The following is a 19,375-nucleotide window of genomic DNA, read 5'->3' on the forward strand; positions in this document are numbered from 1 at the left end:
GTGCCCGTTATTACTGATCTCCGGCCGGCCGCCGGAACGGCCGGAACCTTGCCCGGCCTGCGCTCCCAAATTGTCGCCTTTGCGGGCTTCCTTGGACTGTCTGCTGCGGCCTGGGTGCTTGCCTCGATCCCCATCATCCTCAATTCCACGGGCTGGTATGCCGGCTCGCTCAAGGCGCCGTGGATGCCGCCGTCGCTGATGTTCCGGATCACCTGGATGGTGCTGTACGTCGGGGTGGCCGCTGCGGCGTGGCTGGTCTGGCGCAAAGGTGGATTGACCGGCCCGGCCCTGGCAGGGTACTCCGTCCAACTCGTGCTCAACGCCGCGTGGCCGGTGGCGTTTTTCGCGATGTACCCCATGGCAGGCGCCGCGGCTTTGTGGGCGGCATTCCTCGTCATCTGCACCCTGGCCGCGACCCTGGCGTTCCTGATCGTCCGGTTCGGCCCGGTGGACGCCACCGCAGGGCTGCTGGTGTTGCCGTACTTCTCCTGGGTGGTCTTTTCCGCCAGCCTCAACTTGTATGCTGCCATCCACAACTGAGCCCACGGGGTGAGCCGTGTGAGTGATTTCACGCAGCGCAGGCGTGTTCGGGGGGCTGCGCCAAATTAGAATGGATCCCGGACGCAGGAGTTCTACCGCCGAAAGTTGCGTTCGCAGCCGGCGGTTTTTCTTTGCACGCGATCCAGGTGCCTGGGGGCCGACCCCTGCAGGTGCCGGTGCCCCTGGACATCATCAGGTGGCCTACATCTGTGTACGAGGACGTACACGGCTGACCCGAGGAAGGTATTTCAGTGAGCCAGACGTCTGATTCTTGTCTTGATACGTGGATGGGCCGGGAGGCCCTCGCCGAGGCCATGATCCCGGTGATCGGCAGGCTGTACCGGGAAAACAACGTGGTGACCAGCATCCACGGCCGGAGCCTGATCAACAAGTCCACCATGAACATCCTCAAGGCACATCGCTTCGCGCGCCGGATGAGCAAGGACGAACTGCTCCTGGAGGACACGGCGCCGCTGCTCAACACGCTGGCCGGGCTGGACCTGGGCGCCGCCGCGATCGACATCGCCCGCCTGAACCAGAAATTCAAGAAAGAGGGCAACGGGGCCACCCTTGAAGAGTTCCTCCGCGCCGAACTCGCCGAGATCGTTGGCAAGCGTGGCGGCGACGAACGCACCAGCACCGATGTGGTGCTCTACGGCTTCGGCCGCATCGGCCGGCTCCTGGCACGCCTGCTGATCGAAAAGGCCGGTGGCGGCCACGGCCTGCGCCTGCGCGCCATCGTGGTCCGCCGCGGGTCCGACAACGACCTTTCCAAGCGGGCCAGCCTGCTCCGCCGGGACTCGGTCCACGGTTCCTTCGAGGGCACCATCCGGATCGATGAAGAGGCCAACACCATTACGGCCAACGGCGTCCGTATCCAGGTGATCTACTCGAACGATCCCGCCACCATCGACTACACCGCCTATGGAATCAAGGATGCCCTGGTGGTGGACAACACGGGCCGCTGGCGCGACGCCGAAGGACTGTCCCAGCACCTCCAGAGCAAGGGTGTTGCACGCGTCCTGTTGACGGCTCCGGGAAAGGGTGAACTGAAGAACATTGTCCACGGCATCAACCACCGGGACATCGACGACTCCGACCGGATCGTGTCCGCAGCCTCCTGCACCACCAACGCCATCACTCCGGTCCTGAAGGCCATCAACGACAAGTTCGGCGTGATCCACGGGCACGTGGAAACCGTGCACTCCTTCACCAACGACCAGAACCTGATCGACAACTTCCACAAGGGCGACCGCCGCGGACGCTCGGCCGCGCTGAACATGGTCATCACCGAAACCGGTGCCGCCAAGGCGGTGGCCAAGGCCCTGCCCGAGCTCCTGGGCAAGCTGACCGGCAGCTCCATCCGCGTTCCCACCCCGGACGTCTCCCTGGCCATCCTGAACCTCAGCCTGGAGAACGGCACCACCAAGGATGAGGTGAACAACTACCTGCGCGAGATGTCGCTGCACTCGGACCTGCGCAAGCAGATCGACTACATCGACTCGCCCGAGGTGGTCTCCACCGACTTCGTGGGTTCCCGCCGCGCCGGCATCGTTGACGGCCTGGCCACGGTGTCCACGGACAAGAACCTGGTCCTCTACGTCTGGTACGACAACGAATTTGGCTACAGCTGCCAGGTGGTCCGGGTCATGGAGGAGATGGCCGGCGTGAACCCGCCGTCGTTCCCTGCCAAGGAAAGCGCGGCCGCCCTGGCCGCCATCGCCGTCTGACCAAAAGCGACACGTCCTGCCAATTCCCGGCTGTTTCACTGGAATCAGCCGGGAAACCGGACCAGACTGGTGGCATGGACAACGAATCGACGCTTCAGCACGAGACCACCCTCGAACACGCACTCGACGTGGCGAAGGCCAACCACAAGGAAGCCCTCAGGCTCCTGGAGGGCGCCCGCGCCGCCCACCAGGCCGGGGACGCCAGCGAGGAGCGCGTCCGCCAACTCGAGGAACTCCTGGCCACCGCGGAGGAGGACCTCCGGAGGGTCACGCGCGAGCAGTAGATGCCGCGGGCGGGTGAGGGATCACCCGTCCTCCACAGTGTGGATATCGGCCGCCGGCCGGGCTCCCCGTCCTAGGCTCGTGGGGTGCCTCCCACTAGTGATCCGGTATCACCGCCGTGACTGTCAGCTGGTCCGACTACCGCCGTGCCCGCCGCCGGTCCCGGCAGGCTTGGGGTCTGCTGGCCGCCTTCGCCGTCTCAGCTGTGGCCGCGCTTTTCTGGTTCTTCACCGCCGGACAGTTCGCGGCAGCCGGACCTGCGGCCGCCGGGCCGACGGAGGCGCCGGTTTTCGATGCCGCCTGGATGAAGCCGGTGGCGGAGCCCCATCCGGTACCGGGAGGGGCCGCCGTTTCTGCCCTGGATGGCCTGGCCGTGAAGGGCAGGGTGCCGAATACCGGCTACAGCAGGGAAGCCTTCGGCCAGGCGTGGCTGGATGTGGACCGGAACGGGTGCGATACCCGCAACGACATCCTGCGGCGCGACCTCGCGGGAGTCATCTTCGCCGACGGTTCCACCTGCAAGGTATCGGGCGGTCATTTCCAGGAGCCGTACACCGGACACGCCATTGAATTCCGCCGCGGCGCCGACACCAGCAGCGCGGTGCAGATCGACCATGTGGTGGCCCTGGGCGACGCCTGGCAAAAGGGCGCGCAGGGCCTGACCCCGAAGGAACGCCAGAGCCTCGCCAACGATCCGCTCAACCTGATCGCCGCCGACGGGCAGGCGAACCAGAAAAAGGGTGCCGGTGACGCCGCAACGTGGCTTCCAAAAAACACTGCGGTCCGCTGCCACTACGTAGCCCGGCAGATCTCCGTCAAGGCCGCCTACGGCCTGTGGGTGACTGCGGCGGAGAAGGATGCCATGAAGAAAGTGCTGGCATCCTGCCCCGGGCAGCCAACGATCACCGCCGGCTGAGGGGCGGCCCGGGAACCGCTTAGTGGCCGAACGGGTCGGGATCGACGCCGGGCATCCAGGTCAGCCCTGGCACGCCCCACCCGTTCTTCTTGGCCTGTTTCAGGGCCTTCCGGGCGTAGCGGTCCATCAACCGGTTGACGTACAGCTTGCCGTCCAGATGGTCGAATTCATGCTGGATGACCCTGGCAAACCAGCCCGTCGCCTCGAACTTCACCGGCTCGCCGAAACCGTCGAAGCCTTCCACCCGGGCCCACTCGGCCCGCTTCAGCGGGTACTGCTCGCCCGGGAAGGACAGGCAGCCCTCTTCTTCCTCGTCCGGGTCCGGGGCGGCGCCGGAAACCTTGGAGAGGGTGAGGACAGGGTTCACCAGCACACCGCTCGGTGGCGCGCCGTCGTCGTTGGCGTACTTGTAGACGAAGATCCGCTTGCCCACGCCGACTTGCGGCGCCGCGAGACCCACGCCGTTGGCGGCGTCGTTGGTCTCGAACATGTCGGCAATCAGGGTGCGCAGTTCGTCGTCGAAAACCTCGACTTCGGCTGCCCGGCGGTGCAGGACGGGCTCGCCCCAGATGGTAATCGGCAGAACGGTCATAGCATTAGTCCTTCGGCTTCGGGGCCGGCAGCGCCGGCGTCCCTGCACGTACCTTGGTGGGACACAACAAAGGAGGCCGCACCGGATATCCGGTGCGGCCTCCTTTGTTGACGGCTGCAAGTGCCGCCCCGTGAGGGTGAGCGACGGGGGTTGAACCCGCGACCTCCTGGACCACAACCAGGCGCTCTGCCAACTGAGCTACGCCCACCATGTGTTTCAAGGTCAGGCCGTGTTACCGGCTCCTTGGAAACGCAACTCAAATAGCTTACCTGCTTGGAAGGGGTGCTTTGTCCACTTTCGGCGATTTCCGCGAAATTTCCTCCAAACGTGGCGCAGATTACTCGCCGGCAGGGTTGGCAGCGTCGCCGCTGGTGATGCGCCGGGCGATCTTCTGGGCGGTGGCGCTGTCAGGGCCCGGCGCCGGCACGAACACCGCTTCGCGGTAGTAGCGGAGTTCATCAATGGAGTCCTTGATGTCGCCCAGTGCCCGGTGGCCGCCCTTTTTCGCCGGTGACTGGAAGTACGCCCGCGCGAACCAGCGGCGGGAGAGTTCCTTGATGGTGCTGACATCGATCACCCGGTAGTGCAGGTGCTCCACGACGGCGGGCATGTCGCGGGAGAGGAACACCCGGTCGGTGCCCACGGAGTTGCCGCCCAGGGGAGCCTTCCGCGGATCCGGAACCCACGCGGAGATGTACTCCATGACGGCGGCCTCAGCCTCCGCCATGGTCTTGCCGTGGGGGAGTTCCGCCAGGAGCCCGGACTTGGTGTGCATGTCCCGGACGAAGTCGGACATCTGGGCGACGGCCGCGTCCTCGGGCTTGATCACCACGTCGACACCGTCCCCGAGGATGTTCAGTTCCGAATCGGTGACCAGGGCTGCCACCTCGATGAGGGCGTCGTTCTTGATGTCCAGGCCGGTCATTTCGCAGTCGATCCAGACGATTCGTTCGTTAGATATAGGCACCGGACCAGCCTACCGTTACCGCCCCGGACGCCCCGCCGATGCTAGGATTTCGGGTACGCGGCGGGTCGCCCCGCCGCCCTCGAAGACGTCCCGGCCGCCCACGCGGTCCGCCGGGTAACAGCGGAAACGCAAGAAGATTGGACATTCCTGAGATGACGGCGCCTGTGCCCGCAGCGGGGGAGATGGCGGCGGCTGGTACTGCCCCGGCGGGCGGTGCCGAGGTGGACAATCCCCGCTCTCCACTGCTTGCCGGCTTCCTCGGGTCGATGTTCATGATGTTCGGTTCCGCCGGCGTGGGCTGGCTTGCGCCGGTCTCCGAACTCCGCCGCATGCCGCTGTTCATCTGGATGCGCACCGAAGCGCCGGGCGTAGCCCTGTCCATCGTGCTGGTCGCGGCAGGGGGCATGCTGCTGGTTCGCGCCTGGCTGCGGCTCGGCCAAAAAGTCCGGGTGTGGGGCGGCCAGGCCCGGCGCGCCACGTTGGCGGCGGTGGTGGCGTGGGGGCTCCCCATGATGTTCAGCGTCCCGTTGTTCAGCCGCGATGTCTATGCCTACATCGGCCAGGGGCGGCTGATGGTGGAAGGGTTCAACCCGTACGAAAACGGCATCTCCGCCCTGTCCAACTACTTCCAGCTGGGAGCCGACAAGCAGTGGACCGAAGCTCCGGTTCCCTACGGCCAGCTGTTCCTCTGGATCGAGCAGTTCGTTGTGTGGGTGACCAACGTCCAGCCGGAAGCCTGCATCATGCTGTTCCGGCTGGTTGCCTTGGCCGGCGTGGTGCTCTGCGTGATCTACGTGCCCCGGCTCGCAGAGCTGCACGGCATCAACCCGCACAGGGCCTTGTGGCTCACCGCGGCCAACCCGCTCTTCCTGACCAACTTCATTGCCAGCGTGCACAATGACTCACTCATGATCGGGCTGGCCCTTGCCGGGCTCTACTACTCCGCGACCCGCCGGGAGGTCCGGGGCGTCGCGCTGGTCACGCTGTCCATCGCCGTCAAGCCCATCACCATCGTGTTCCTTCCGTTCATCGGCCTCCTCTGGGCGGGCAGGAACGCGGGGTGGCTGCGAAAGATCGCATTCTGGGCGCTCACGGCCGGCCTGAGCCTGGCGTTGCTGGCCCTGATGAGCCTGGTCAACGGCTTCGGCTTCGGCTGGATCAACGGACTCTCCGCCCCCGGCAGTATCTCCATCTGGTATGCCCCGGTGGGCCTGCTCGGCATGGTGGTGGGGTCCCTTGCCAACGCGTTCGGCCTCGACGGCTCAGTCCCGGCGGGCTGGGTGTTCGACGCCGGCAAGCTGCTTGCCGTGGCCATCCTTGCCTGGCAGATCCTGAAGGGCGACCATGACCGGCTGATGCGCCGCCTCACGCTCGGCCTGGCCGCCGTGGTCCTGCTGGCCCCCATCATCCAGTCCTGGTATGTAGTGTGGCTGATTCCGTTGTTCGCCGTGACGGGCATTCGTAATGACTGGCAGGTCAAGGCCCTGTACTTCGTGGTGTCGTTCTTCATGATCTACGCAATCTCGGACCAGCTGGACGTCTTTCCCTACCTGCAGACCCAGGACCTGGGCTTCGCCCTCCTGCTGGCCCGGATTGCGGCTGCCCTGACCGCCTTGCTCTTTGGGCTTTACCTGATCTTTTGGGATCCCGGCACCCGCCGGCTGTTCCGGAAGTCGCACGAGCCCGTCGTCGAACGTCCCGTCATTTAGCGGGGACGCTGCGGCCGGCCGGTGCTGATCCTCCGCAGGGCCTCCCTGCGGGACAACGGACTCATCTCCTGCCCGTGCAGGGCGACGAATTCCTGCACCCACTCCGGCGCCGTTTTGGCGTACTCGCGCAGCGCCCAGCCGATCGCTTTGCGGATAAAGAATTCCCGGTCCGCCAGGTTCGGTTCAATGACATCGGCAAGCAGCACCGTATCGGTGGCTTCCTTGGCCCGCAGCTGCGATGTGATGGAAGCGCGCCGAATCCAAAAGTCCGGATCACGGCTCCACGTCCTTAGCACCGCGGACATCTCCGCCGGGTGAGCCAGCAGCAGGTTGCAGATCCTGCCGGACACGCCGTCCGCGAAATCCCACCATGCTCCGGTGCGGATGATTTCCTCGTACACCGGCAGCATGTCCAGGTCATTGGCAACCAGCCGGTTGCCGGTCAGGTCGATGGCTGCATAGCGTTCTTCCCGGAACGCTGCCGTGCGCCACAGTTGCAGCGCTGTGGCGCGCAGCCCGGCGGCTGATGCCGGAGGAAACTCTGCCGTAGCGTGCGCCGCGATCCGCCGGACATCCGGGACCCGGACACCCAGCGACGGAACGGAAGACTTCATGTACGCCTGCGCGCCGGCGGCACGATCGGGATCGGACAGCTCCCACAGTGCGCTCCTGACGGCGGCGATAAGGTGCTGGTCGGGTGCCGCTTCCATGGGGCAACTCTAGCCAGCCGGATTCCGTTGCGATGACGTATGCTGTTTTAGCGCTAACAAAGATCATCGCGGAGGAAGCCATGCCCGGAACCGAAGTCCGCATTACCCACGGACCCTACACCGCCGTCGTGACCACCCGCGGTGGCGCCCTCCGGGAGCTGCGCTGCGGGGACCGGAACCTGGTGGTGGGCTTTGGGCCGGAGGGCGGGGTCCCGGACTACCGGGGCGTCATCTGTGCACCGTGGCCCAACCGGCTCGCTGACGGCGCCTATTCGTACGCCGGCCAGTCCTATTCGGCCGCCATCAATGAGCCGGAGCGCGGATCGGCCCTGCACGGGCTGGCCATCCATCAGGCCTGGGACATTGTGGAGGCATCGACGGACCGGGTGGTGCTGGGTTGCCGCGTTCCGGCCGGGCCGGGCTACCCGGGCAGCCTGGAACTCACGGTCGCCTATTCCCTCTCCGATGACGGCCTCCGCGGTACGGTTACCGCCGTCAACACCGGTACCCGGGCCGCGCCGTATGGAGTGTGCCCCCATCCCTACCTTGTCGCCGGCGCTGCTCCACTGGATGACTGGTCCCTGGAACTTCCGGCAGCTGCCTACCTCGAGGTCACCCCGGACCGGCTGCTCCCGGTGGCCGTCCGGCAGGTGGAGCAGGATGCTTTCGACTTCCGCCTCCCGCACAGGTTGGGACCGGTCAGGATCGACCACGCTTTTACCGGTATCTCCCGCGACGCTGCCGGACTGGCGCGCGTGCGCGTCATGGATCCATCGGGCACGGGCGTGGAGCTTGAATGGGGGCCGGAGTGGCCTTGGGTCCAGGTGCACACGGGAGACAAGCCTGTCGGTCCGGACCGGCTGGGCCTCGCGGTTGAGCCCATGACCTGCCCGCCGGACGCGTTCAATTCCGGAACGGACCTGATCCACCTGGAGCCGGGAGAGTCCCACTCGGCGGGGTGGACCATCCGCGCGGTGGACCGGCGGGGCTAAAGGCGGCCGGCTGCTGCGGTGAGGGTTGCTGCGGCCGTGGGCTCCGCCCAGCCGGCACGAACCAGCCAGGACGCGCACAAGGACGTCCACTGTCCGGGGCCGGGGTCACCGGCTGCCAGTCCGAGTCCGTGCCGCCCTTCCGGGAAGACGTGCAGTTCGGCAGGAACGCCGGCGGCGATCAGCGCCTTGGCGTAGTTCAGGCTGTTGGCCACCGGGACAGCGTCGTCGTCCGCGGTGTGCCAGAGGAAAGCTGGCGGGGTCCGGGCTGTCACGTTCCGGTCCGCGGAGAGGTCCGCAAGAAGGTTCGACGGCGGCAGCCCGCCCAGGAGGTTGTCCACCGACCCCTGGTGCGTGTCCTGGATCAGCGACACCACAGGGTAGCAAAGGACCGAGAGGTCCGGGACGGCGGCATCGACGTCGAGGTCCCGGTTGCCGGTGGCTGCTGCGGTGGACAGCGTGGCCGCCAGATGGCCGCCGGCCGAGAATCCCAGGACGCCCACACGCTCGTGGTCCACGGCCAGTCCGCGCGGTCCGCTCCGGATGGAGAGCATGGCCTCCTTGGCGTCTTCAAGGGGCGCCGGGTGGCGGTCCGGCGCCACTCGGTAACGCAGGACGAAAGCGTGGATACCCAGCGCTGCGAGCCATTCCGCAACCGGCTCCGCCTCGTGGTCCGCCTGGCGCGCGTAACCGCCGCCGGGCAGGACAAGGATGGCCGGGCGGGGGCCCGCGGCTTCAGTGCGGGCCGGAACGGCGGTGATCCTTCGCGGCATCATACGGCGGCGGCCTCGGTGCTGCGCCGCAGCGTGACCTCGCCGGTAACGGCTTCGTCGGGCGCTGCTTCCTGGTCCTGGCCGGCCGGGCGGGGGCGGGTGGCCCTGGTTGCCAGCCGTCCAATATCTTCGAGCGGCAGGCGCACGGTGGACAGGGCCGGCCGGAAGTCCCGCAGCGTTTCGATGTCGTCGAAACCTGCGATTGACGCGTCGCGGGGAATCCTCAGCCCCTCGGACCGCAGTGCTGCTGCGGCGCCGATCGCCATCACGTCGTTGACCGCGAAAATGCAAAGCTTCGGCGCGGCAGGGTTGCCGGCGGAGGCTGCCTTGATCCGTGCGGCCAGTTGCAGGCCGGCCTCGTAGCCGCCCGAACGGTTGAAAGCGCTCCTGAGCACCTCTGCCGGGCGGTGTCCGGCGCGTGCCAGGCCTTCCTGGAAACCCCGGACCCGGTCATCGGAGGTGTACAGGCCGTCGGGCCCGCCGATGATGACGAAGTCGCCATCCCAGCCGGCGGCAAGCTCGGTGGCCAGCCGGCCCGCAAGCTCCTGGTTGGGGACTTCGACGACGTGGTAGCCCTCCAGTGCGGTGGCGCCCACCACGGGATGCCCCACCACTGCCACCCTGCCGCCGTTGCGGCAATAGCGGTCCAGTTCGGCGGCCAGCTGTGCGTTGCCCTCCTGGTCCTCGGCACGGCAGGAGCGCGAACCGGCGATCACGATGGAGTCGGCACGGCGGGCGGCGAAGGCGGCCACGGCCTCCTTTTCTTCAGCGGGGCCGCCCCCCGTCGTGGCAAGGAGCACCATTTTCCGCTGTTCCCGAGCGGCATCCTGCACGCCGCGGGCAATGGCGGCGAAATACGGGTCGGCGATGTCGTGGACAATCAGGCCGATCAGGCCCGAGCTGGATTTGGCAAGGCCCTGGGCTTGCGCATTGGGGATGTACCCCAGTGAGTCCGCCGCCTGGCGGACGCGCTCGGCAATGTCCTTGCCTGGGGTCCGGGCGGAGCCGTTCAGCACGCGGGACGCCGTGGCAGGCGAGACGCCGGCGAGGCGGGCAACCTCGGTAAGGGTACTAGCAGCCACAGCATCTCCTGGTGGTCGGGGCGGCCTCAACGGCTAAGGACATTATGACAGTTCAAACTACTTCCGGAAAGCGCTTGCCAAGCGGAACGGCGCGGTGCATCATGGAAACAGAGGGAATGCGCTTTCCCGATTCGTCTTGAGTACACCTTGCTCACTCACCGTGGAGGACACATGGGCTTCGAAACTAAAACGATCCGTATTGCCATGAACGGCATCACCGGCCGCATGGGCTACCGCCAGCACCTGCTGCGGTCCATCCTGCCCATCCGCGACGCCGGCGGCTTCACGCTGGAAGACGGCACCCGGGTCCAGGTGGAGCCCATCCTGGTGGGCCGCAACGAAGCCAAAATCCGCGAGCTGGCGGAGCAGCACAAGGTGTCCGAGTGGACCGCGGACCTGGACGCCGTGATCAACGACCCCACCGTGGACGTCGTCTTCGACGCGTCCATGACCAGCCTGCGCGCCGCCACGCTGAAAAAGGCCATGCTGGCAGGCAAGCACATCTTCACGGAAAAGCCGACGGCAGAAACCCTGGAGGAGGCCATTGAACTGGCCCGCATCGGCAAGGAGGCCGGCGTGACGGCCGGCGTTGTGCACGACAAGCTGTACCTTCCCGGCCTGGTCAAGCTCCGCCGGCTGGTGGACGAAGGCTTCTTCGGCCGGATCCTGTCCATCCGAGGCGAGTTCGGCTACTGGGTCTTCGAAGGCGACATCCAGGCGGCCCAGCGCCCGTCCTGGAACTACCGCAAGGAAGACGGCGGCGGAATGACCACCGACATGTTCTGCCACTGGAACTACGTGCTCGAAGGCATCATCGGCAAGGTCAAGAGCGTCAATGCCAAGACCGCCACCCACATTCCGGCACGCTGGGACGAAGCCGGCAAGGAGTACAAGGCCACCGCCGACGACGCCTCCTACGGCATCTTCGAGCTCGTTACCCCGGCCGGCGACGAGGTCGTCGGCCAGATCAACTCCTCCTGGGCTGTCCGGGTATACCGCGACGAACTGGTGGAATTCCAGGTGGACGGCACCCACGGCTCGGCCGTCGCCGGCCTGAACAAGTGCGTCGCCCAGCAGCGTGCCCACACTCCCAAGCCCGTCTGGAACCCCGACCTTCCGGTGACGGAGTCGTTCCGCGACCAGTGGCAGGAAGTACCGGCCAACGCCGACCTGGACAACGGCTTCAAGCTGCAGTGGGAGGAATTCCTCCGCGACGTCGTCGCCGGCCGCGAACACCGCTTCGGCCTGCTCTCCGCCGCCCGGGGCGTCCAGCTCGCGGAGCTGGGCCTGCAGTCCAACGACGAACGCCGCACCATCGACATCCCGGAGATCACGCTCTAATGACTTCCCTCATCCTTCCCTCCGAAGACGGCGGCACCCGGGAGTACCGGCTGCAGGGCGGCGCCACGTGGGCCCGCCCCACGGCACCCCTGACCGCACGCCGGGCGTACGCCGCCGCCCACGTCATCCCCGAAGTCCTCGCCGACAACACCCCGGGTGCCCCCGCGCGGCTGGACTGGGACGCCACGCTGGCCTATCGCCACGAGCTGTGGTCCTACGGCCTGGGCGTGGCCGACGCCATGGACACCGCCCAGCGGGGCATGGGCCTGGACTGGTCCGCCACCCAGCAGCTCATCAAGCGGACCGGGGTGGAAGCTGCCTCCGTGGTTTCGTCCGGCAACGCGGCCACCGCCGGCAAGTCCGTCCGCGACCTCGTCTCCTGCGGCGCCGGCACCGACCAGCTGGACATCGACGCCCTGCCCTCCGGCGAGGCCGGCATCAAAGCCGTCCTTGAGGCCTACCGCGAGCAGATCGCCGTCGTCACCGAGGCCGGGCCCAAGGTCATCCTCATGGCCTCCCGCGCCCTGGCAAGAGTGGCACGCGGCCCCGAAGACTACCTGGAGGTGTACTCCACCCTGCTGCAGGAAGTGGACCAGCCGGTCATCCTGCACTGGCTGGGCACCATGTTCGATCCCGCCCTCGCCGGCTACTGGGGATCGGACGACGTTGCCACGGCCACCGAAACGTTCCTCGGCCTCATTAAGGACAATGCCGGCAAGGTGGACGGTGTCAAGGTCTCGCTGCTCGATGCCGGCCACGAGGTGGCCCTGCGGGCGGCCCTGCCCGAGGGCGTCCGGCTCTACACCGGCGACGACTTCAACTACCCGGAACTGATCGACGGCGATGGCAGCCACCACTCCGACGCCCTGCTGGGCATCTTCGCGGCAATCTACCCCGCCGCTTCGGTCGCCCTGCAGAACTACGACGCAGGCAACGCCGCCAAAGCCCGCGAAATCCTCGACTCCACGCGGGAACTGGGCAAGCACATCTTCAGCGCCCCTACGTTCTACTACAAGACGGGCATCGCGTTCATGTCCTGGCTCAACGGCAAGCAGCCCGGTTTCCAGATGGTGGGCGGCCTGCATTCGGGCCGCTCGGTCTGCCACCTGGCCAGGACCTTCGAGCTCGCGGACCAGGCCGGACTGCTGAAAGACCCCGCACTGGCGGCCTTCCGGATGTCCGACTACCTGCGCATCAACGGGGTGGGCGTATGAGCGACTTCGCGCGCCTGTCCATCAACAGCGCCACCACCAAGAAGTGGACGCTCGCCCAGGTGGTGGAGGGGTGCGTCAACGCCGGCATTCCCTCGATCGGCCCCTGGCGGGACCGGGTGGAGGAGGCCGGCCTGGACAAGGCGGCCCGCCTGATCAAGGATGCCGGCCTGCGTGTATCCTCGCTGTGCCGCGGCGGGTTCCTCACCGCGGCGGACGCCGACGGCCAGGCGGCTGCGCTCGCTGACAACCGCGCGGCGATCCTTGAGGCTGTGGCCCTGGACACCCGGGAACTTTTCCTGGTGGTCGGCGGCCTGGCCCCGGGGGAGAAGGACGTCGTGGCGGCGCGGCAGCGCGTTGCCGACCGGCTCGCCGACCTGGTCCCGTTCGCTGCGGAGCACGGCGTACGCCTGGTGCTGGAGCCGCTGCACCCGATGTATGCGGCCGACCGTGCCCTGATTTCCACGTTGGGGCAGGCGCTGGACCTCGCCGCGCCGTTCGATCCCTCAACGGTGGGCGTCGCCGTCGACACGTTCCATGTCTGGTGGGACCCGGAACTGAAGGCGCAGATCGCGCGCGCGGGCCGGGAAAACCGCCTCGCCTCCTACCAGGTGTGCGACTTCAACATGCCCATCGCCGCGGACCCGCTGCTGTCCCGCGGGTACATGGGCGACGGCGTGGTGGACTTCGCCACGATCGGCACCTGGGTGCGGGACGCCGGCTACACCGGAGACATCGAGGTGGAGATTTTCAACCAGGAAATTTGGGACACGGACGGCAATGCCGTCTTGGCCACGGTCAAGGAGAGGTACAAGGAGCTCGTCCTCCCGTTCGCCTGACCGGATGCAGACCGTGGGCTCCTGCCGGCGTTTTCCGCAGGCAGGAGCCTGCGCCCCATATGGAAGGACCCGGACCGCCGCAGGCGGTCCGGGTCCTTCGTGGTTTCGCGGACCGCCCTAGGCGTACGCCAAGGCGACGCTGCGGTAGCGGGCCAGCACGCCGGCGTCGTCCGTTCCGCCGGGCAGCTCGACGGCGTCCGCGGACCAGGCGGGGAACTGCCCGGTGAGTGCGGCGGCGGCCTGGCGGGCCGCTCCGTCCGCGACATACTCGCCCGGGCGGGGAACCGTGACACTGGTTCCCAGCAGGCGCGCTGCGACGTCCTGCACTGCGTCGGACTGGGCGCCGCCGCCCACGAGGAGGATCCGCCGCGCGGCCACGCCCTGGTCCTGCAACGCTGCCAGGCCGTCAGCCAGGGAGCAGACCACGCCTTCGACGGCGGCGCGCGCCAGGTTGGCGGGGGTGTAGTTGGCCCGCGTGATGCCATGCAGGGTGCCGGTGGCGTCCGGGAGGTTGGGCGTCCGTTCCCCGTCGAAGTACGGGACCAGGGCCAGGCCTCCGGCGCCCGGTTCGGCGGAGAGTGCCAGCCTGTTGAACTCCGCCAGGTCGACGCCCAGCAGGGCGGCGGTGGCATCGAAAACGCGCGTGGCGTTCAACGTGCACACCAGCGGAAGGTAGTGGCCGGCTGCATCGGCGAACCCGGCCACCAGTCCCGATGCATCCGCCGGCGCCGTGTCCGAGACGGCAAATACGGTTCCGGAGGTGCCCAGGGACATGACGACGTCGCCCAGGTCCGCTCCGGCGCCGAGCGCGGCGGCCGCGTTGTCCCCGGCACCGGCTCCGAGCAGGGAGCCGGCGGGGGTGCGGCCCGCCTGTTCCAGTGGCCCGAGAACCTTGGGGACGGTGGGGACGTGTCCCAGCGCGGATGCCAGGACGTCCGGCAGGTACCGGCCCTCCGCCGACGAGTAGTACCCGGTGCCCGAGGCATCAGAGCGGTCCGTTGCCAGTGCGGCCAGGCCCGACGCGCCGCTGCCGGGCCCGTAACCGGCGAGCCGCCAGGTCAGCCAGTCGTGCGGGAGGCATACGGCCGCGACCTTGGCGGCGTTGTCCGGCTCGTTCTCCGCAAGCCAGCGCAGCTTGGTCACTGTCAGTGAGGCCACGGGGACGGTGCCCGTGGCGTTGGCCCAGTACCGGGCGCCGGCAACGGGGTCTCCGTTGCCGGCGCCGTTGATGAGCTCCACCGCTGCCCCGGCGCTGCGGGTGTCGTTCCACAGCAGTGCCGGACGGACCACGTCACCGTCTGCGTCGAGGCAGACCATTCCGTGCTGCTGGCCGCCGACGGAGATGGCGGCCACGTCATCCAGGCCGCCCGCTTCGGCAACGGCTTTTTGCAGAGCCGTCCACCAGTGGTCCGGATGGATCTCGGTGCCGTCGGGGTGGCCGGCGCGGCCTTGGCGGAGCAGTTCTCCGGTGTCCGCGTCGCGGATTACCACTTTGCAGGACTGGGTTGAACTGTCGATCCCTGCGACGAGTGCCATGGCCTAGCGGGCGCTCAGGAGGTGTTCGATGGCAAGCTGGTTGAGGCGGACGAACGCGAAGGAGCGCTCGGCGGCCTTGTCGGCGTCGAAGTCCTCGAAGGAGGCGGCGTCGGCGAGCAGGTCCGCGGTGCTTTCGCCGGCGTTGAGCGTGGGCTCGCCGAGTTCGAAGACGCCGGAGGCCTTGAGCGCCTCCTGGACTTCGGGGTTGGCGCGGAAGGCGAGGGCCCGCTCCTTGAGCAGCAGGTACATGGACATGTTGGCCTTCGCGGATTCCCAGACGCCGTCGTAGCCGTCGGTGCGGGAGGGCTTGTAGTCGAAGTGGCGCGGGCCGTCGTACTTCGGTCCACCCCCCGGGAAGCCGTTTTCGAGCAGGTCCACCGTGAAGAAGGCGCTGGTCAGGTCGCCGTGGCCGAAGACAAGGTCCTGATCGTACTTGATGCCGCGCTGTCCGTTGAGGTCGATGTGGAAGAGTTTGCCGGCCCAGAGGGCCTGGGCGATGCCGTGGGTGAAGTTCAGCCCGGCCATCTGCTCGTGGCCGGTTTCCGGGTTCAGGCCCACGATGTCGCCGTGTTCCAGTTGGGCGATGAAGGCCAGGCCGTGTCCGACAGTGGGCAGGAAGATATCGCCGCGGGGTTCGTTGGGCTTGGGTTCCAGTGCGATCCGCAGGTTGTAGCCCTTGTCCTTGATGTAGCCCGCTGCGGTGTCCACGCCCTCCTTCATCCGGTCAAGCGCGGCGGCCAGGTCTTTGGATCCGTCGTACTCGCTGCCTTCGCGGCCGCCCCACATGACGAAGGTTTCGGCCCCGAGTTCCGCGGCGAGGTCAATGTTGCGCAGGACCTTGGAGAGGGCGAAACGGCGGATGGAGCGGTCGTTCGAGGTGAAGCCGCCGTCCTTGAATACCGGGTGGCTGAACAAGTTGGTGGTGACCATCGGGACCTTCAGGCCGGTCTCTGCCAGGGCTGCGCGGAAGTTCTTGTGGATCAGCTCCCGCTCGGAGGCGGTGGCGTCAAAAGGGACCAGGTCGTTGTCGTGGAAGGTGATGCCATAGGCGCCCAGTTCGCTAAGCCGGTGGACTGCTTCCACGGGATCCAGCGCGGCGCGGGTGGCCACGCCGAACGGGTCGGCGCCGGTCCAGCCGACGGTCCAAAGGCCAAAGGTGAACTTGTCAGCGGGGGTGGGGGAGTGAGTCATGATGCGTCCTTGCAATCGAGTGCTCCGCCGGATGCGAAGCTTTAGTTTATTGCCTGAACTATATGGGCGGACGTAGGGTGGGGTCAAGGGTCCGGCGGGCACATGACGGCCGGGCCCACGTGCTGACGGAGGAGCTTTGTGATGGTGATACCGGCACCTGCCGTGGCGGGATCCGGGGGGTCGGCCCCTGGAAGCGTGGGGGACGTCCGGCGAAGCAACCTGGCCTTGGTGCTGGGGCGGATCGCCGAGTTCCCGCGGGGGGCCCATCCCAGCCGTGCCCAGCTGGCAGCCGCTACCGGCCTGACCAAGGCATCCGTGTCCAGCCTGGTGCTGGATCTCCTGCATGCCGGCATCATCCGCGAGATCGGCTTCAACCCGCAGGGGCGCGGGCGGCCGGGTGTCGGGCTGGAACTTAACCCCGGCCGGGCAGTGATGGGGATGGAGATCAATGTGGACTACATCTCCGCTGCAGTGGTTGACCTGGCCGGAAAAGTGCTGGTCCGTGAGGTGCAGGAACGCGACAACCGCAACAGCGTGGAAGGTCCCGTCATGGCGGCGCTCGCCGTTCTGGCCGCCCGGGTACGGAGTGCGGCCGGGGAACACGGCGTCGAGGTCCTGGGCGGCGGGCTCGCCGTGCCCGGGCTGGTGGACCCTGCCGCCGCACGGGTGCTCACGGCACCCAACCTGGGCTGGGCCGGCGTCGACCTTGACCTTGGCGCCCTCCTGCCGGAAGTGCCGTTGGGGGTTGCCCTCTTCAACGAAGCCAACGCTGCGGCCTTGGCCGAGCTGCGGCACCGGCCCGATGGGGCATCCGATTTCCTCTTTGTCTCCGGTGAGGTGGGCGTCGGTGGCGGCCTGGTGATTGGGTCCGAACTCTTCACGGGCCCCGGCGGCCATGCCGGCGAAGTGGGCCACATCGTGGTGGACCCCGACGGCGCGCGATGCTCATGCGGCGGGACGGGCTGCCTGGAAACCGTGGCGGGCCAGGATGCCATCTTCGAGGCGGCCGGGATTGGACCCGTGGAACATTCGCGTTCGGCCGCCATGGCCAAGCTCCTCCAGGCGCTGGACGCACGGCAGCCCGGCGCGTTGGCCGCCGTCGAGCGTGCGGGGCGCTGCCTGGGCATAGCGCTCGCGTCAACAGCCCGGGTGGTCAATATTGCCTCCGTCGTCCTCGGCGGCCACTTCGCCGTCCTCGAACCATGGCTTCGCAGTCCGCTGCTTGGGAGCCTGCAAAAGTACGCTCCAGGCAGGTACGCGGCCGGCCAGGTCTCGGTTTCGGCCGTGGGGGAGTCGGGGGCGCTCCTGGGTGCCGCCGGCAGTGTCATCCGGTCGCTCGTCGAAGCGCCGCACAGGCTGCTGGCATAGCAAGGGTTAATGCAAAAAACGCCCCGGTCCGAAGACCGGGGCGTATCCGGGTGCCCCAGGAGGGAATCGAACCCCCGACCGGCGGATTAGAAGGCCGCTGCTCTATCCCCTGAGCTACTGAGGCAATGGGTTCCGGCCTGTACGCCGGCGCCTCGAAAAGTTTACCTTGCCGGAGCTGCCGGCGCTGTCATCCGTCACCCACTGTCCCTCCACAAAGGCACCTGCACCATCGTTGTCCACATACACCAACCTCCCCCTCCTTCCGTCCGCCGCCGGGCGCAATGCTGGTCATGCCTGCACAGGGCAGCACCATTGAGACAGGACGAAGAGATGAGCGAAACGATCACCATCCGGGGCTTCGTGGCCACCGAGATCACGAGTTCCACCACGCCGGGGGGAGTGGCCACGGCCTCTTTCCGCGTCGGTTCCACCAGCCGCCGTTTCGACCGGGAAACCAAAACCTGGCATGACGGCCACACCAACTGGTTCACCGTCCAGGGCTACCGCCAGCTCGCGGGAACCCTTGGATGCAGTATCAGGAAAGGACAGCCCGTCATAGTGGTTGGCAAACTGAAGATCCGCACCTGGGAGAGGGACGGGCGCGTCTACCACTCCACCGTCATTGACGCCGACACCGTGGGGCACGACCTTTCGCTGGGCTCGGCCAACTTCATCCGGACATCGTCACGGCCGGCGCTCTCGCTCGTGGAACAACCACCAGCCCCCGAGCCCGGCCCCCACCCGGGCTTGGACCAACTCCCGGATGAGCCCGAGGACAGGGACGACGAACACCCGGACGATGAAGGCCATCTGTCAGTGGTCATCGAGGACAGTGATGGTGCCATGGCCTCGCTTGACCTCGAAACGGGGGAACTCGCAGAAGTCTAGGAACCACGCATCAGCCTTCAGCGCGTCCCATCAGGTCCCGGGCGGGCGGAGCGGCGGCACCCCCCGGCCGTCCACCGCCCGTCCGCTTACGGGGCCATGGCAGAATGGCACCATGCGGCACACCCTTTCCCACCGGCAGTACAACCGGGCCGGTGCAGCGCTGGCGTGCGCCGTCCTGGCCACACTCTTGACAGGGTGCGTTGCCGGTCCTGCATCGAACGATCCCGCTATGGCCCAGCCAGGCAACCCGGCTCCGTCAGCTGCCGCCCAGGCCACGCAGGGACAGTCCGCGCGGCCCCAGGCCTCGGCGGCCACTGGTGAAAACAGCGGCGGGGCGCTCGCGGACACCTCCGGAGCTTCGTCGCAGGCCGCCGACGCCGCGGCCACCGAGACGGTGAAGCGGACGGTCACCGACGCCCTGACCAAGTTGGCCGCCGGTGCCCCCAAACCCGCCACGGGGCAGGTAAGCGACGCCCTGACGGGAGCCGGCATTTCACCGGGCGTGCTCCAGGTCTCGCAAAGCCGCACGCCGACCGGGCTGGAAGCGGATGCCATCGAGGCGGCGGTGCTGCAAGGCAAGGACTGCGTGATCGGACAGGTCCGGGAAGGGGCCGTGACCGTCACCGTCCTGCCCGTCCTTGCCAGCGGGAAGTGCTTCGTCGGGTCCTGATCGATCCGAAGGATCCCTGCAAATGTGAGATCTGCCCGCCG

Annotated in this window: 19 protein-coding genes and 2 tRNA genes; 12 read left to right on the forward strand and 9 right to left on the reverse strand. The window is 67.5% G+C overall.

The window, feature by feature from the left end; translation table 11 throughout:
* The 4 genes from DC347_RS03285 to DC347_RS03300 all read left to right on the forward strand — a co-directional run bounded on the left by DC347_RS03285 (nt 1) and on the right by DC347_RS03300 (nt 3,468).
* The gene (locus DC347_RS03285) at nt 1-540 is read left to right on the forward strand and encodes a TspO/MBR family protein (RefSeq protein ID WP_165837974.1); all 540 of its coding nucleotides are present in this window, start codon (nt 1-3) and stop codon (nt 538-540) included.
* Between the two features lie 251 nt (nt 541-791).
* Nucleotides 792-2,270 carry a glyceraldehyde-3-phosphate dehydrogenase gene (locus DC347_RS03290; RefSeq protein ID WP_109044437.1) on the forward strand — a complete coding sequence of 493 codons (1,479 nt, stop codon included), beginning with the start codon at nt 792-794 and terminating at the stop codon, nt 2,268-2,270.
* Between the two features lie 74 nt (nt 2,271-2,344).
* Nucleotides 2,345-2,554 (forward strand): hypothetical protein, encoded by a 210-nt coding sequence (locus tag DC347_RS03295; protein WP_018761610.1) that lies wholly within the window; start codon nt 2,345-2,347, stop codon nt 2,552-2,554.
* 116 nt (nt 2,555-2,670) lie between these two features.
* Nucleotides 2,671-3,468 carry an HNH endonuclease family protein gene (locus tag DC347_RS03300; protein WP_109044438.1) on the forward strand — a complete coding sequence of 266 codons (798 nt, stop codon included), beginning with the start codon at nt 2,671-2,673 and terminating at the stop codon, nt 3,466-3,468.
* 19 nt (nt 3,469-3,487) lie between these two features.
* On the opposite strand, the gene def is transcribed toward DC347_RS03300, so the two are convergent.
* The 3 genes from def to orn form a co-directional block, all read right to left on the reverse strand.
* The gene (gene def, locus DC347_RS03305) at nt 3,488-4,060 is read right to left on the reverse strand and encodes a peptide deformylase (protein WP_018761608.1); all 573 of its coding nucleotides are present in this window, start codon (nt 4,058-4,060) and stop codon (nt 3,488-3,490) included.
* Between the two features lie 135 nt (nt 4,061-4,195).
* Nucleotides 4,196-4,268: transfer RNA gene (locus DC347_RS03310), tRNA-His, on the reverse strand.
* A gap of 129 nt (nt 4,269-4,397) precedes the next feature.
* Nucleotides 4,398-5,027, reverse strand: coding sequence for an oligoribonuclease (gene orn / locus DC347_RS03315; RefSeq protein WP_081624126.1), 630 nt, complete (start codon nt 5,025-5,027; stop codon nt 4,398-4,400).
* A 152-nt stretch (nt 5,028-5,179) separates the two neighbouring features.
* On the opposite strand from orn, the gene mptB reads away from it, so the two are divergent.
* On the forward strand, nt 5,180-6,736 hold the full coding sequence (gene mptB / locus DC347_RS03320; protein ID WP_026264543.1) for a polyprenol phosphomannose-dependent alpha 1,6 mannosyltransferase MptB: 1,557 nt from the start codon (nt 5,180-5,182) through the stop codon (nt 6,734-6,736).
* Here the strand turns inward: mptB and DC347_RS03325 are convergent.
* Nucleotides 6,733-7,446, reverse strand: coding sequence for a DNA alkylation repair protein (locus tag DC347_RS03325; protein WP_109044439.1), 714 nt, complete (start codon nt 7,444-7,446; stop codon nt 6,733-6,735). The two genes, mptB and DC347_RS03325, sit on opposite strands and share 4 nt — an antisense overlap.
* Nucleotides 7,447-7,526: 80 nt before the next feature.
* Here DC347_RS03325 and DC347_RS03330 point away from each other — a divergent pair, with 80 nt between their 5' ends.
* Nucleotides 7,527-8,438, forward strand: coding sequence for an aldose 1-epimerase family protein (locus DC347_RS03330; protein ID WP_109044440.1), 912 nt, complete (start codon nt 7,527-7,529; stop codon nt 8,436-8,438).
* Here DC347_RS03330 and DC347_RS03335 read toward each other — a convergent pair.
* Nucleotides 8,435-9,211, reverse strand: a complete 777-nt coding sequence (locus DC347_RS03335) for an alpha/beta hydrolase (RefSeq protein ID WP_109044441.1) — start codon at nt 9,209-9,211, stop codon at nt 8,435-8,437. The two genes, DC347_RS03330 and DC347_RS03335, sit on opposite strands and share 4 nt — an antisense overlap.
* The gene (locus DC347_RS03340; protein WP_109044442.1) at nt 9,208-10,290 is read right to left on the reverse strand and encodes a LacI family DNA-binding transcriptional regulator; all 1,083 of its coding nucleotides are present in this window, start codon (nt 10,288-10,290) and stop codon (nt 9,208-9,210) included. The genes DC347_RS03335 and DC347_RS03340 overlap by 4 nt, the downstream gene beginning before the upstream one ends.
* A gap of 171 nt (nt 10,291-10,461) precedes the next feature.
* Between DC347_RS03340 and DC347_RS03345 the strand changes: the two genes are divergently transcribed.
* Genes DC347_RS03345 through DC347_RS03355 form a run of 3 tightly spaced genes read left to right on the forward strand, consistent with a single transcriptional unit; the run spans nt 10,462 to nt 13,681 of the window.
* Entirely contained in the window at nt 10,462-11,631 is a 1,170-nt protein-coding gene (locus DC347_RS03345; protein ID WP_109044443.1) for a Gfo/Idh/MocA family protein, read from the forward strand.
* On the forward strand, nt 11,631-12,845 hold the full coding sequence (locus tag DC347_RS03350; RefSeq protein WP_109044444.1) for a dihydrodipicolinate synthase family protein: 1,215 nt from the start codon (nt 11,631-11,633) through the stop codon (nt 12,843-12,845). The genes DC347_RS03345 and DC347_RS03350 overlap by 1 nt, the downstream gene beginning before the upstream one ends.
* Nucleotides 12,842-13,681, forward strand: coding sequence for a sugar phosphate isomerase/epimerase (locus tag DC347_RS03355; RefSeq protein ID WP_109044445.1), 840 nt, complete (start codon nt 12,842-12,844; stop codon nt 13,679-13,681). The genes DC347_RS03350 and DC347_RS03355 overlap by 4 nt, the downstream gene beginning before the upstream one ends.
* Before the next feature lie 117 nt (nt 13,682-13,798).
* Here DC347_RS03355 and xylB read toward each other — a convergent pair whose 3' ends face one another.
* Together xylB and xylA are read right to left on the reverse strand one after the other, a co-directional pair.
* The gene (gene xylB / locus DC347_RS03360) at nt 13,799-15,217 is read right to left on the reverse strand and encodes a xylulokinase (protein WP_109044446.1); all 1,419 of its coding nucleotides are present in this window, start codon (nt 15,215-15,217) and stop codon (nt 13,799-13,801) included.
* Between the two features lie 3 nt (nt 15,218-15,220).
* Nucleotides 15,221-16,408 carry a xylose isomerase gene (gene xylA, locus DC347_RS03365; protein ID WP_109044447.1) on the reverse strand — a complete coding sequence of 396 codons (1,188 nt, stop codon included), beginning with the start codon at nt 16,406-16,408 and terminating at the stop codon, nt 15,221-15,223.
* 141 nt (nt 16,409-16,549) lie between these two features.
* Between xylA and DC347_RS03370 the strand changes: the two genes are divergently transcribed.
* Nucleotides 16,550-17,776 carry an ROK family protein gene (locus tag DC347_RS03370; protein WP_109044448.1) on the forward strand — a complete coding sequence of 409 codons (1,227 nt, stop codon included), beginning with the start codon at nt 16,550-16,552 and terminating at the stop codon, nt 17,774-17,776.
* A 51-nt stretch (nt 17,777-17,827) separates the two neighbouring features.
* Here DC347_RS03370 and DC347_RS03375 read toward each other — a convergent pair.
* Nucleotides 17,828-17,900: transfer RNA gene (locus DC347_RS03375), tRNA-Arg, on the reverse strand.
* Between the two features lie 206 nt (nt 17,901-18,106).
* Between DC347_RS03375 and DC347_RS03380 the strand changes: the two genes are divergently transcribed.
* Together DC347_RS03380 and DC347_RS03385 are read left to right on the forward strand one after the other, a co-directional pair.
* Nucleotides 18,107-18,664 (forward strand): single-stranded DNA-binding protein, encoded by a 558-nt coding sequence (locus tag DC347_RS03380; RefSeq protein WP_109044449.1) that lies wholly within the window; start codon nt 18,107-18,109, stop codon nt 18,662-18,664.
* Nucleotides 18,665-18,776: 112 nt separating this feature from the next.
* The gene (locus tag DC347_RS03385) at nt 18,777-19,334 is read left to right on the forward strand and encodes a hypothetical protein (protein ID WP_109044450.1); all 558 of its coding nucleotides are present in this window, start codon (nt 18,777-18,779) and stop codon (nt 19,332-19,334) included.
* The last annotated feature ends 41 nt before the right edge of the window (nt 19,335-19,375 follow it).

The organism is Pseudarthrobacter sp. AG30, assembly GCF_003116525.1.
GTDB lineage: Bacteria > Actinomycetota > Actinomycetes > Actinomycetales > Micrococcaceae > Arthrobacter.